We start from the raw sequence: 12,967 nt of genomic DNA, 5'->3' as shown, positions 1-12,967 counted from the left end.
TCCTTTAGCGTTGCAGGAGGGGATAGCCCATGTCGCGGCGCTGCTCGGAATAGAGCCGGGCCAGGGCCGAGGCCAGGGCGCGCACGCGGGCGATGTAGCCGGTGCGCTCCGTGATGGAGATGGCTCCCCGCGCCTGGAGCATGTTGAACGTGTGCGAGCAGCGCAGGCAGTAATCATAGGCGGGCCAGGGCAGCCCTTCATCGCAGAGGCGCTTGCACTCGGCTTCGCAGGAATTGAAGAAGTTCAGCAGCATCTTGGCGTCGGAGAGCTCGAAGTTGTACTTCGAGTGCTCCACCTCGCCCTGGTGATGCACCTGCCCGTAGGTGACCTGCCCGTTCCAGGAGAGGTCGTACACGGACTCCTTCTCCTGAAGGTACATGGAGATGCGCTCCAGGCCGTAGGTGATCTCCACGGACACCGGCGAAAGCTCGATGCCGCCCACCTGCTGGAAGTAGGTGAACTGGGTGACCTCCATGCCGTTGAGCCAGACCTCCCAGCCAAGGCCGGAGGCGCCCAGCGTGGGGGACTCCCAGTCGTCCTCCACGAAGCGGATGTCGTGGGCCTCGGGGGGGATGCCCAGGGCGCGCAGGCTCTCCAGATAGAGGTTCTGCACGTTGTCGGGCGAAGGCTTCAGGATCACCTGGAACTGGTAATAGTGCTGCAGACGGTTGGGGTTCTCGCCGTAGCGGCCGTCGGTGGGGCGGCGCGAAGGCTCCACGTAGGCGACCCTCCAGGGTTCGGGGCCGATGACGCGGAAGAACGTGGAAGGATTGAAGGTTCCGGCCCCCACTTCCAGATCGTAGGGCTGGACGATCAGGCAACCCTGTTTGGCCCAGTAGCTCTGCAGGGTGAGTATGACGTCTTGGAAATGCATGCGGACTCCTCTGGAGTAAAAGGCGTCAGATGCGCCTAAACGAGCCGTGGTCCCAGGTCAAGCCCAGGTGATATTCCACAAAAAGGTCCAGGGCGCGCCCGCACTCCATGCGGGCCTGGGCGTCCAGCGCCATGTCCGCCCATTGCTCCGCCGTGCCCTCGGCCACCCCCCGCAGCACGGCGAGGGCCCCGCGCCCGAGGTGGGCCTGCGCGCCCCGCCCGTACTGGGCGCATTCGCGGCAGTACAGCCTGCCCTGCTCCACCAGCAGCCTGGCGGACTGGGCCTCCGCGAGGGGCACGGCGCATCGGGCGCAGGAATGCAGGTCCGGCTTGAAGCCCTGGTCGAAGGCCATGCGCGCCCGGAAGAACAACGGCATGAGCCTGTTCAAGGACTCTGAGCCCTCCAGGGCGGCCAGGGTGGCCAGCAGCAGGTCGTAGGCCGCCTCGCTGCCGGGGAGCCCCAGGTGAGCGGCATCCAGGAATTTCAGGCAGTTTACGGCCATGCCCAGACGTTCGCCGTCCTGGCGCAGGCGCGGGTGGGACGCGATGAGCGAGCCTTCCAGCAGATAGGTGTAGCCTGTGCCCCCCTGGGACTTCACCTTGAAATTCACAACGTTGAACGGGTCCAGGCAGCCGAGGAAGCGCCTGCGGCTCACGGAGCCGCCGAAGGCGAACGCGTTGAACACCCCTTTGCGCGGCGAGAACAGCCGCACCCAGGCGTCCACCTCCCTGAACCGCCCGACCTTGAGCACCAGGGCTTTTTCCGTGGATTCCATGCGCTAGGGGAAGCTGACGGTCCGCCCTTCCAGCTTGCCGCCCTCCAGCGGATAATCCTTGCCGTTGAGCTTGACGCCCACGGCCCCGGCGCTCAGGAAGCGCACGGTGACCTTGTCGTTGAAGCGCAGGGCCAGACGCTGCCCCTTGAGCAGGGTGAACGTGCGGGACTGGCCGTTCTCGAGGGTGACCTCCAGGCGGGAGGGCTGCGTGGCGTTCAACTCCACACCCTGCTTGCCGGACGTGCCGAAGCCCGCCTCGGCGGCAAGGGCCGCGGGGGAGACGTCCTGCCCTGAGGCGGCGCCTTCCTGCACGGCCGGGGCCTTGGGCGCGGAGGTTCCCGTGGCCAGCACGTCGCGTGCGGGAGAGGGCTCGCCGGAGGCGGCCTGGGGCTTGGCCTCGGTTTCGGGCTTCTGGGGCGCCGGCTTGGCGGGCTCCGCGGGCTTCGGCGCGGCCGGGGCCTGAGGCGCGGGCTGCTGCGTGGCCTTCTCCGCGGAACTGAACAGCTTCTGCATCTCGTCCAGGGGGAGGCTCATATTGAAGCCGGAAAAGAAGAAAAACCAAACCAGCCCGCCAAACACCAGAAGCAGCGGCAGCCCGAGCCACATCGAAGGCCGGAACCCGGAGCCAGTGGAGATGGAAGGCACGGACAACTTGCGATCCCGCAGGGGAGCGGGCATCTCTCGTGACTCCACACGTTGGTGAGTCTCGCGCACGGGGTCGTCGTCTGCGCGGTAGTGGCTGGAGAGCGCCTTCCCCATTTCCTCGGGATCAAGGCCCACCAGCTTGGCGTAATTCTTGACGAATCCCTTGGCGTAGACGGGATGCGGCAATTCCTTGGTGCGCCCTTCCTCAAGGGCGACCAAGTACTTTTTGCTGATCTTGATCTCTGTAGCGGCCTGCTCAAGGCTGATGCCCAGGCGTTCCCGCTCCTGGCGCAGCAGAGCGCCCATTTCCTCGAGGGTCATTGGTAGTCCTTACAACAGCCTCAGTTGGATCAAAGATTGATTTTAATGACGGACTTGGCGCGCAGCTTGTCCATGTATTCGGTGAACTGCTTCTCCAGTTTGGCGCGGTAGATGCGCTCCTGGATCTCGTCATGCACGCTTTCCAGCGACGGCACGCTGGAGGCTGCCGGGGCCTGGGCCGCGGCGCCTTCGGAGCCGATGGTGAGCAGGACGGGCTTGCCGTCGAGCTGCACGGGCTGGCTCACGCCGCCGGGCTGGATGTCCTGCAGGGCCTGGCGCAGTTCCGGTGCGAGATCCTTGATTTCGACCTTGCCGATGTCGCCGCCCTGGTCCGCGCCGGGGCCGATGGAGAACTTGCGCGCGGCCTCGGCGAAGCTGATCTGGCCGCTGGCGATGCGCTGGCGCAGGGCCTTGGCCTCGTCCATCTTGGCCAGCATGATCAGGCCCACGCGCTGCCCGGTCTGCACGCGCATGTCGCCCTTGTTCTCGTCGTAGTACTTGCGGATCTCGTCCTCGCTGACCAGCACCTTGCGCTGCACCATGTAGCCCAGCAGCTGCTTCTTGAGGATGTCCTTCTTGATGCTGTCGGCGAACTGTTTGCGGGTCATGCCCTCCAGGCGCAGCTGCTGCACGAACTGCTCCTCGCTGATCTTCCCCTTCTCCCGCATTTCCTTGATGCGGGCCTCAACCTCGGCGTCGGAGATGTTGACCTTCATCCTGACGGCCTCCTGGCGGAGCAGGATGTCTTCCACCATGGAGGCCAGTATGCGCGACTGCAGCTCCTTGTTGGCGGGGGAGTTGGGGTCATACGGCTTCTTCTCCACCTGGGTGACGTAGAGCCGCACACGCTCGTTGAGCTCGAAGAGGGTTATCATCTCACCGTTCACCTGGGCCACCATTTTGTCCACCACCTGTTGGGCGGCATCGGCGGTAGCGGCCAGGGAAAGGGACAGCAGCACGGCGGTGAGCAGACGGGGGAACAGGGACAATGGTATCCTCCAAGAAGGCTGGATGGCTGAGGTCAGGACCGGCCTTGCGGCGAGCCCCTTGTATGCTGTTTTGTTTGCCTATGCAACGAGGCGGGCCCTAGCCGCCCCCTTTTTCGGGAACAAGGGCCGGGCTGATCTGCAGGACCGCTCCGGAGAGGGCCTTTTCCAGCCAGGCGGAAAACTCGGCGGACAGCTTGGCTTCGGCCAGGCGCTTCTCCACAAGGGGATAGACCTGGGTGACGCCCTCGACCCTGGGTTCGGAGCGCTCCAGCAGCAAGAGGGCTTGGAATCCCGCTCCGCCCGCGCCCACGGGGCCGGACTGCCCGGGCTTGAGCCCGGCCAGGGTGTCGCGCCATTTGCGGGGCAGGCTCTCCACGGTTCCGGCCTGGGTCTGGATGGAGACGTCGTCGAACACGGTGAGCAGGTCGACGGGGTCCTTGGCCTTGGCGGCCGCGTCCAGGGCCTTCTTCAAGCTCTCGGCGTTCTTGGACTCGATCCGCAGGAACTTCACTGCGGCGGGCTGGGCGAACTCCCTGGAGTGCTCCTTGTAATAGGCCTGCACCTCCATGGGCGTGATCACCACGCGCGGCCGGAGCACCTGGGCGACAAGGGTGTCCATCGCCAGGCGGGCGCGCAGCCGCTCCCGCCAGATGGCGGGCTCCACGCCCTCCTCGGCCATGGTCAGCTCGAAGGCGTTGCCGGGGTAGCCGTCGCGCAGGGCCGTCTCGGCGCGCAGCACGTCCGCCTCACCCGGCTCCAGGCCGCGCCTCTCGAGCTCCTGGGCCACGAGGGACTCCACCACCAGCACGGCCAGGGCCTGCCCGTATTCGCTCTTGAGCCGCTTGAGCTCCTCCCCCTCCCCTCCGGGCTGGACGTAGAGCTTGAGCCCGTGCACGAACTCCAGCGTTTTCAGGGTCACGGGCCTGCCGTTGACCAGGGCCACAACGCCCGGCTCCATGGGCTCGCCGCCGCACCCGGAGAGGCTCGCGACCGCCATCAGCAGGCCCGCCAGCAGGAGCGCGCGCATCACGAAACCAGCCCCGCAAGCTCTTTGGCCGCGAAGAGCAGGTTCTCGCGCACGGTGCCCTCCTGGGGCAGGCGGATGTCCAGTTTGGCGGGCGGCAACAGCTTCACCCAACCCTGGCGCGGAGCGATCCAGGCCAGCAGGGATTCGGGCGAGAGCGAGGCGGCCTGGGCGTCCCAGGTGAGGGCCAGCTTGGAGGGATGGATGTCCGCCTTGCGCACCCCGAGCTTGGTCAGAATGCGCTTGAGGCCCAGCACGGCCGCGAAGTTCTCCACTTCCTCGGGCGTATGGCCCCAGAGGTCGCGGATGTCGGCCAGCACCTCGGCCAGCTCGGCCTCGCCGTGGGCCGTGGTGAGGCGCTTGTAGAGCCGCAGCCGCTCCTTGGAGTCGGGCACGTAGGTCTCGGGGATGCGCGCGGGGATGCCCAGGGTGAGCTCCGTCTCCACCTCCTCGCGGGGCGGCTCGCCTTTGACGCGGCGCACTTCCTCGTCGAGCATCTCCAGGAAGAGGTCCAGGCCGATCTTGGCGATATGCCCGGACTGCGCCTCGCCCAGGATGTTGCCCGCGCCGCGCAGGCGCAGGTCCTCCATGGCGATCTGGAAGCCCGCGCCCAGGTAGTCCATGTCCAGGATGACCTGCAGGCGCTTGCGGGCCAGCTCGGGCACCCGGTCCAGCGACGGCACCACGAAGTAGGCGTAGGCCTGGCGCTCCGAGCGCCCCACCCGGCCGCGCAACTGGTAGAGCTGCCCCAGGCCGAACATCTGGGCGTTGTCCACCACCAGGGTGTTGGCCCGGGGGAAGTCCAGCCCGGATTCGATGATGGCCGTGCAGACCAGCACGTCGATCTCGCCGTGCCAGAACTTGTGCATGGACTCTTCCAGGTCCTTCTCGGCCATCTGGCCGTGGGCCATGCCGATGCGCGCCCCCGGGGCGATCTTGCGCACGAATTCGCCCGCGGCGGCCAGGCTGTGCACGCGGTTGTGCACCCAGAACACCTGCCCCCCGCGCTCCAGCTCCCGGGCCACGATGTTGGCCAGCATGGCCTCGTCGCGCTCCACCAGGGCGGTCTCCACGACCTTGCGGTCCGCTGGGGGGGTCTCCATCACGGAAAGCCCCCGGATGCCCGACAGCGAGAGCTGCAAGGTGCGCGGGATGGGCGTGGCCGAGAGGGTGAGGGCGTCCACGTTCTTCTTGAGGGTCTTGAGCTTTTCCTTGTGCTTGACGCCGAAGCGCTGCTCCTCGTCGAGGATGATCAGTCCCAGGCGCGGGAAGCTCACGTCCTTGGAGAGCAGGCGGTGCGTGCCGATGAGGATGTCCAGCTCGCCCTTGGCGGCCTGCTCCGTGACCAGCTTGGCCCGCTTGGGGGGCACGAAGCGCGAGAGCATGCCCACGTTCACGGCGAAGCCCTCCAGGCGCTTGACGAAGTTCTGGTAGTGCTGCTCGGCCAGCACCGTGGTGGGGCACAGGAGGGCCACCTGTTTGCCGTCCAGCACGGCGCGGAAGGCGGCGCGCATGGCCACCTCGGTCTTGCCGAAGCCCACGTCGCCGCAGACCAGGCGGTCCATGGGCTCGGGGCGCTCCATATCCTCCAGCACGTCGGAGATGGCGCGCTCCTGGTCGGGGGTCTCCTCGAAGCCGAAGGTGGCCTCGAACTCCCAGTACAGCTCGTTGACCGGCCCGTATGCGTAGCCCTTGGCCACCCGGCGGTAGGCGTACATCTCCACCAGATCCTGGGCGATCTTCTCGATGGCCTTGCGGGCCTTTTCCCGGCTGGTCTTCCAGCGGGCGCCGCCGAGGCGGTCCAGGGAGGGGTCGGTGCCCTCGGGGCCTTTGTAGCGCTGCACCAGGCCCAGGCGGTCCACCGGCAGGTAGAGCTTGTCTCCGCCGTCGAAGAGCAGCAGCAGGTAGTCGTTGGCGGCCTGGTCCACCGAGAGGCGGGTCAGCTCCTCGAAGCGGGCGAGGCCGTAGTCCCGGTGCACCAGCAGGTCGCCGAGGTTGAGGTCGTCGAAGGCGGTGAGGCCCTTGAAGCCCTTCTCCGGTTTGGGGCGGGCGGCCTTGTTGGCCCCAGGCTGGATCACGTCCTCCGGCAGGACCAGGCAGTTGTTCCAACCGAGCTCCATGCCGCGCCGCAGGGGGGAGACCAGGGCGTAGAGGCCGGGGCGGCCGGCCGGGGCCTCCTGCGAGAAGGCGAAGCCCTCGTGCTCGGCCAGCTTGAGGAACTTTTTGCGGGATTGGCGCGAATGGAAGGAGAACAGCACCTGCCTGCGCTCCTCCTGCCACTGTTTGAGCCCTGCCACCAGGGTGCTCCAGGGGCGGCGGGCCTCGTCGGGGCGCCAGAACAGGTCGGCGAAATTGTCGATGTGGCGCTCGGGCAGGTCGGTGCCGTGTTTCTCTCGCCCGATGACCAGATCCTCGAACACCAGCTGGGGCCTGTCCATCCAGGTGCGGCGGGACATGGCCTCGGGCCAGACCAGTTGGTGCCTGGGCCAGGGGAAGCCCTGGGCTCCCGCCAGCTTCTCGAGCTCCGTTGCCCAGGCCAGCTCCTGCTCCTCCAGGCGGGGGCGCAGGCTGGCGGACTGGTGCAGCACGAACACGGCGTTCTTGGGCAGCCAGCGCTCCAGCGGCACGGGGGCCTCGTAGTAGAGCCCCGGCCAGATGTTGCCGTCCCCGCGCAGGAGCATGTCCTCCATGTGGGCCTGGGCCGAGCGGTTGAGCTCCCCGGTCTGGGCCAGCCTGGCCCAGTTGGCGCGGGCCTGCTCCTTGAACTCCTCCGAGAGCACGGCCGGGGCCACCGGCAGGATGGAGACGCGCTCCAGCGGGGCCTGGGAGCGCTGCGAGTTGGCGTCGAACAGGCGGATGCTCTCCAGGGTGTCGCCGAAGAACTCCAGGCGCACGGGCTGGTCGTACCCGGGGGGGAAGATGTCCAGCAGGTCGCCGCGCAGGGCCAGGTCGCCCGGCTGGGAGGCCATGCCCACGCGCTTGTAGCCCCAGAGCACGGTCTGATCCAGGATCATCTCCGGGGAGATCTCCTCCCCGGCGCGCAGCTCCAGCACGTTGTGCGCAAGCGCCGCCAGGGGCGGCCACTTGGGCAGCAGGTTGTCCACGCTCAGGCAGAGTATCCGGGGCTCCACGTCGCTGGCGCAGGCGTGCAGGAAGGCCCAGCGCCTGGCCCAGAGCGCGGAGCCGGGCGGCGCCGGGGTGTAGGACGGCAGGGCGGCCCAGGGGCGCTCCGGCCCGGCCGGCCCTTCCTGGGGGAAATAGAGCTGCATGAGCGCCGTGAGCTGGGCCATGTCGGCCGCGCCCGGGGCGAGCACCACCACGGGCCTGCCCTTGGCGCGGATGTCGCGGCAGAGGCTGACCAGGCTGCCCGGTCCGCTCTTGTAGACGCTCAGCGACTGGGATTTGCCCGAAAGCAGGTCGGAAAGAGGCAGTTGTGATTTGGCCATGGGCCTAACGGCGAAAAGCCGCCGATCCCCTCGGGACGGCGGCCTGTTCGGTTGGTTGGGGTTTGCGCTTACGCCCCGGAGAGCGTCTCTTGCTCCTCATGGGAGAGCAGTTTGTCGAGGTCAAGCATGATGAGCAGCCTGTCTTCAAGCTTGCCAACGCCGCTGATATATTCGGATTCCATGCCGGAGACCACGGGCGGCGGCGGCTCCACCGTGCTGGAGGGTATGCGCAGCACCTCGGAGACGGAATCCACCACGAAGCCGACGATCATGCCGTTGATCTCGATGACGATGATCCGGGTGTTCTTGTCGTGGCTGCGCGCCACCAGGCCGAAGCGCCTGCGCAGGTCGATGATGGGGATGACCTTGCCCCGCAGGTTGATCACGCCCTCCACGAATTCGGGAGCGCGCGGAACCCGCGTGATCTCCATCATGCGGATGATCTCCTGAACTTTCAGGATATCGACGCCGAACTCCTCCTCGCCGATGCTGAACGTCACCAGCTGCATGAGTTCCGCGTCTTGCTTCTTCTGAACCTCGTCCATCCTTATGATACCTCCAAAGGCGAGCAAACATGCACGGCGCGAGCGTGCAGGATGGGCCTGCGCCAGGGCGAAGCGTTACCCGTATTCGTTTGAGGAGGCAACATCCATTTGGCTGGCCCTCCAGCGCAGGCCGCGCTTGCATTTATCGGCAGGTGGTATAAGGATGCCGGGGCCGGTCGCATCCGGCGGAGGCATATACGCTATATGGGCCAATACTTTCCCGAGAACGACCAATACCCCCTGGAAGACCAGCTCAAGACCCTCGCCGACGACGAGCTGCTGGACTTCTGGGAGGAAGCCCAGATGCTCGACCGCCCCATGGGCGAGAACGCCGAGCCTGTGAACGTCACCCCGCTGGAGTACGAACGCATCATCCTCCAGGAGCTGATGTTGCGCTCCTGCATGCGCGGCGTCGACCCCCGCTAGCGTCGCTTCCGCGAATTCCGTGTCCCCTGATATGAGGCCAGCCGGCTAAAACCCTTTGGTTTTCAAATTCGCGGCGCTCGGCTGCGTCTGCCCCCTCGACCCGCACCCTACATCGTCGCCATCTCGTGCCGCGCGGCGCGCACCAGGAAGGCGGAGCGGCTGAGCCCCCGCCCCTTGGCGGCCCGGTCGATTTCCTCCAGCGTGCCCGCGGGAAAAGACACATTCACGCGGACTGAGCGTTGGTCCATGAACCCCAGGTCAACGTTGACCAGGGCCCAGACCGCTCCCGCGTAGTCGGTGTCGTCCTTGTAGGCCTCCAGCCCCTTGGGAGCTGGCTTTTCGGCAACGTCCTCAAGCGCCAGCTCGACAGCGTCCTGGACGTTGGCCAGGGCCTCCTCCAGGGTGTCGCCCGCAGTGTTGCAGCCGGGAATGTCCGGGAGGGCCACACCGTATGCCTTGCCCTCCTCAATGAAGATCGCAGCGGGAAAGTACATGCTCCCTCCTATCTGATCTTGGCGTCTTTGCGCAGGATTTTGTTCACGAGCCCCGCGCCGAGGTCTTTTTTCGGATGGGGGACGATGGTCATGCGGCCGTCGTCGTGGCGAAACTTGTGGTGGCTCCCGCGAATGCCCACCAGCTTGAACCCCGCGTCCTCAAGGACCTTGATGAGCTCCGCGCTGTTCATGAGACATAAAATACACACCACAGTGTGTATGTCAAGTAAGCGCGGCAAAACGAAAGGCCGGGAAGGCGTGCGCCCTCCCGGCCTGTGAGCCGTCTCTCGGAGCGTTGCCGCCCCTTTATATCCTACAGGTTCTTCTGCAGCAACTCGCCGAAGGCCTTGCACCCCACGGTGGTGCTGCCGGGGATCTGCCCGGCCAGGTCCACGGTGACGGTCTTGGCGCTGATGACGGCGTCCATGGCCTTGTGGATGCTCTGGGCGGCCTCGTGCCAGCCCAGGTGCTCGCACATCATGGCGCCGCAGAGCACCAGGCTGCCGGGGTTGGCCTTGTCCATGCCCGCGATGGTGGGCGCGGTGCCGTGGGTGGCCTCGTAGAAGGCCAGTTTGGCGCTCATGTTCACGCCGGGGGCCAGGCCGAGCCCGCCCACCTGCGCGGCCAGCGCGTCGGAGAGGTAGTCGCCGTTCAAGTTCGTGGTGGCGATCACGGAGTACTGCTCGGGGCGGATGAGCACCTCCTGGAACATGGCGTCCGCGATGCGGTCCTTGAGGATCACCGGCTTGGTGCCGCCGTCCTTGGCCTCCTGCTCGGTCATCACCTGGGCGGAGAACTCCTCGGCGGCCAGCTCGTAGCCCCAGGCCCTGAACGCGCCCTCGGTGAACTTCATGATGTTGCCCTTGTGCACCAGGGTCACGCTGGACTTCTTCTGGGCCACGGCATGCTCGATGGCCTTCTTGACCAGGCGCTTGGAGCCGGCCGGGGTCATGGGCTTGATGCCCACGCCGGCGGTCTCGTCCACGTTCTTGCCCATGGAGCGCAGGAACTCGATGAGGCGCTTGGCCTCGGGGGTGCCGGAGGCCCACTCGATGCCCGCGTAGACGTCCTCGGTGTTCTCGCGGAACACGATCATGTCCACCAGGTCGGGGCGCTTCACCGGGGACTCGATGCCCTGGAAGTATTTGATGGGCCGGATGCAGGCGTAGAGGTCCAGCACCTGGCGCATGGTCACGTTCAGGCTGCGGATGCCGCCGCCCACGGGGGTGCCCAGGGGGCCCTTCATGGCCAGCTCGGCGGTGGCCAGGGTGTCCAGGGTCTCCTGGGGCAGGTAGTTGCCGGTGTGCTTGTAGGCCTTCTCGCCAGCCAGAAGCTCCTTCCACTCGAACTTCCTGGAATCGCCGTAGGCCTTGGACACGGCGGCGTCGATCACGGGGCGGGCGGCCGCGAAGACCTCGGGCCCGATGCCGTCGCCGATGATGTAATACACGGTTTTGTTCATTTCGCGCTCCTGCTGGGGGTCGTGTGGGAGCCCAAGGGCTTACGTTCGCGCCTCGCCCCTGTCAATAATCCGCACCCCGCTGGCGGCCTTGTTCGTGCCGTTTTTCACAGATCCGCGCACCAGATGGATGCCGCCGAGAACCAGGGCTCCACCCCCGATCTGGCCCCAGCCCACAGGCTCGCCCAGGAAGGCCCACCCCAGGGCCAGGGCTGTCAGCGGCGGCAAATAGGACACCGAGGATGCCGCCACCGCGCCCACCGCGTGGATCAGCCCGTAATAGATCACGTAGGCCGCGCCCGAGCCCAGCGCGCCCAGGCCCAGAGCCACGCAGGCCAGCAGCTGCCAGGAATCGGCCACGCGGGACATGCCCTCCCACTGGGCCAGGGGCGCATAGAGCACGGCCGCCAGAAGCATCTGCAACGCCGCCAGGCTCAGCGGCGGTACGCCGGTCTGCGTGAGGAACTTGCGGGCGTAGACGAAAGCCACCGCGTAACCCATGCCGCCCGCGAGCATGTAGGCTGCTCCGGCCAGGGTGGTGGCGGCAACGCCGCGCCAGGGGGCCACGATGCAGACGATGCCCAGAAAGCTGATGCAGAGCCCAGCCAGCCTGGCGCGGGTGAAGCGCTCCTCTGGCAGGAGCATGGCCGCCAGCATTGCCGTGAGCAGCGGGACCGAGCCGGAGAGCACCCCGGCCACGCCGGAGTCCAGCCGCTTGGTGCCTTCCATGAAGCAATGGAAGGTGAGCACGTTGGCCGCCAGGGTCATCACCGTGACGTGCAGCGCCAGCCGGGGGGAGCGGCGGGCGGCCCGCATCGCGGCGGGCAGGAAGGGCGTAAGCACCAGGGCTCCGGAGGCCAGGCGCAGCCAGACGGCCTGGGATGCGGCCAGGCTCGAGGTGCTGATCTTCATGAAGAGGAAGTTGGCCCCCCAGAGCAGGCCGAGGACGCCCAGCCAGAGGAACGGGGCGTTGCGCAGGGAAAGTCGGTCGCGGAGCATGAAGCCCTCCTGAGTGGATTCAGGAGCCTTCTGCATCCTTCCCTGCGGGATCGTCTTGCAGATTCTTGCTCTTTTTGCGGAAGGCCCCGGGGGTGACGCCAACAACGGCCTTGAAGCGGTTGGTGAGGTGGCTCTGATCCGCGAAACCGGTGGCCGCGGCCACGTCCGCGATGGAGGCCCCGCCCGCCAGCAGGCGCTTGGCCGCCGCGATGCGCCGCTGGAGCTGGTAGATGTGCGGGGGCACGCCCACCTCGGCCCCGAAGGAGCGCACGAAGTGGTAGGGGCTCATGCAGGCCACGGCGGCCAGCTCATCCAGTCCGGGGGCCTGGGCGTGGTGGGCGTCCAGGTATTCGCGGGCCCGCTGGATGCCCGGGCGGGCCTTGCGCAGGGGGGGCGCGGCGGGACGGGGCGAGGAGTGCCTCCCGATCAGCCGGGCCAAGGCCCAGTTGAGCAGGCTCTGCTTGGCCAGGGGGGTGGCGCAGCCCGAATCCAGGGCGGCGTGCAGGGCGAGGAAGCCGCGCGTGAGCTCGTCGTCGCGGATCACCAACTCGTCGAAGGTGGGCACGCCCACGGGCCGCCCGGCAAGCTGACTGGCCACGCCCTGCAACACGGACGGATGCGGGTAGAAGACCCGGTAGCTCCAGCCCGCCTCGGTGGCGCCGTGGCCTGTGTGCTGCTCGCCCGCGTTCATCACGCAGGTGGTGTCGGCGGGCATGATCTCGTCGCCGCCCCGGTAGCGGGCGCGCTGGGCGCCGGCCTGGATCACCCCGATGACGAACTCCTCGTGGGCGTGGGGCGCGAAGCGGTGGTTCACGAAGGAGGCCTGGAGGCACTCCAGGCCGCCGAGGTTGGGCTCGATCCAGTAGCGGGCGCTGTCTTTCATGGGCTGGACTCGCGAAGGGCTTGCCAGGCAGGATAGGCGCGGCCAGGGCGCAGGGCAAGAAAAAGGGCCGATGGAGTTACCATCGGC

At 67.1% G+C, this 12,967-nt stretch carries 13 protein-coding genes; 1 reads left to right on the top strand and 12 read right to left on the bottom strand.

Translation table 11 applies throughout. The features are described 5' to 3' along the window. Positions 1-4 precede the first annotated feature (4 nt). The 7 genes from glyQ to MLE18_RS05155 all read right to left on the bottom strand — a co-directional run bounded on the left by glyQ (position 5) and on the right by MLE18_RS05155 (position 8,619). On the bottom strand, positions 5-874 hold the full coding sequence (glyQ, locus tag MLE18_RS05185; protein ID WP_243367939.1) for a glycine--tRNA ligase subunit alpha: 870 nt from the start codon (positions 872-874) through the stop codon (positions 5-7). Between the two features lie 25 nt (positions 875-899). Further along, the gene (gene recO / locus MLE18_RS05180) at positions 900-1,649 is read right to left on the bottom strand and encodes a DNA repair protein RecO (RefSeq protein ID WP_243367938.1); all 750 of its coding nucleotides are present in this window, start codon (positions 1,647-1,649) and stop codon (positions 900-902) included. Between the two features lie 3 nt (positions 1,650-1,652). After that, positions 1,653-2,615: a helix-turn-helix domain-containing protein gene (locus tag MLE18_RS05175; protein WP_243367937.1), complete on the bottom strand. Its 963-nt coding sequence runs from the start codon at positions 2,613-2,615 to the stop codon at positions 1,653-1,655. 29 nt (positions 2,616-2,644) lie between these two features. After that, positions 2,645-3,604, bottom strand: coding sequence for a SurA N-terminal domain-containing protein (locus MLE18_RS05170; RefSeq protein WP_243367936.1), 960 nt, complete (start codon positions 3,602-3,604; stop codon positions 2,645-2,647). A gap of 97 nt (positions 3,605-3,701) precedes the next feature. After that, the gene (locus MLE18_RS05165) at positions 3,702-4,631 is read right to left on the bottom strand and encodes a peptidylprolyl isomerase (RefSeq protein ID WP_243368015.1); all 930 of its coding nucleotides are present in this window, start codon (positions 4,629-4,631) and stop codon (positions 3,702-3,704) included. Then, positions 4,631-8,074: a transcription-repair coupling factor gene (gene mfd, locus MLE18_RS05160; protein WP_243367935.1), complete on the bottom strand. Its 3,444-nt coding sequence runs from the start codon at positions 8,072-8,074 to the stop codon at positions 4,631-4,633. The genes MLE18_RS05165 and mfd overlap by 1 nt, the downstream gene beginning before the upstream one ends. 68 nt (positions 8,075-8,142) lie before the next feature. Then, positions 8,143-8,619 carry a chemotaxis protein CheW gene (locus MLE18_RS05155; RefSeq protein WP_243367934.1) on the bottom strand — a complete coding sequence of 159 codons (477 nt, stop codon included), beginning with the start codon at positions 8,617-8,619 and terminating at the stop codon, positions 8,143-8,145. 204 nt (positions 8,620-8,823) lie between these two features. Here MLE18_RS05155 and MLE18_RS05150 point away from each other — a divergent pair, with 204 nt between their 5' ends. After that, entirely contained in the window at positions 8,824-9,045 is a 222-nt protein-coding gene (locus MLE18_RS05150; RefSeq protein ID WP_243367933.1) for a hypothetical protein, read from the top strand. 107 nt (positions 9,046-9,152) lie between these two features. Here the strand turns inward: MLE18_RS05150 and MLE18_RS05145 are convergent, their stop codons facing one another. The 5 genes from MLE18_RS05145 to MLE18_RS05125 all read right to left on the bottom strand — a co-directional run bounded on the left by MLE18_RS05145 (position 9,153) and on the right by MLE18_RS05125 (position 12,880). After that, the gene (locus MLE18_RS05145; protein WP_243367931.1) at positions 9,153-9,539 is read right to left on the bottom strand and encodes a type II toxin-antitoxin system HicB family antitoxin; all 387 of its coding nucleotides are present in this window, start codon (positions 9,537-9,539) and stop codon (positions 9,153-9,155) included. Between the two features lie 8 nt (positions 9,540-9,547). Further along, positions 9,548-9,730, bottom strand: a complete 183-nt coding sequence (locus MLE18_RS05140) for a type II toxin-antitoxin system HicA family toxin (RefSeq protein WP_243367929.1) — start codon at positions 9,728-9,730, stop codon at positions 9,548-9,550. A 122-nt stretch (positions 9,731-9,852) separates the two neighbouring features. After that, positions 9,853-11,001 carry an NADP-dependent isocitrate dehydrogenase gene (gene icd / locus MLE18_RS05135; RefSeq protein ID WP_243367927.1) on the bottom strand — a complete coding sequence of 383 codons (1,149 nt, stop codon included), beginning with the start codon at positions 10,999-11,001 and terminating at the stop codon, positions 9,853-9,855. A 39-nt stretch (positions 11,002-11,040) separates the two neighbouring features. Further along, complete coding sequence (locus MLE18_RS05130; RefSeq protein ID WP_243367926.1) at positions 11,041-11,997, bottom strand: DMT family transporter; 957 nt, start codon at positions 11,995-11,997, stop codon at positions 11,041-11,043. A gap of 19 nt (positions 11,998-12,016) precedes the next feature. Next, positions 12,017-12,880, bottom strand: a complete 864-nt coding sequence (locus MLE18_RS05125; RefSeq protein WP_243367925.1) for an AraC family transcriptional regulator — start codon at positions 12,878-12,880, stop codon at positions 12,017-12,019. Between the last annotated feature and the right edge of the window lie 87 nt (positions 12,881-12,967).

Source organism: Fundidesulfovibrio soli (assembly GCF_022808695.1).
Classification (GTDB): domain Bacteria; phylum Desulfobacterota; class Desulfovibrionia; order Desulfovibrionales; family Desulfovibrionaceae; genus Fundidesulfovibrio; species Fundidesulfovibrio soli.
Note: the sequence above shows the minus strand (reverse complement) of the source record. Positions and strands in the feature narration are given on the sequence as shown.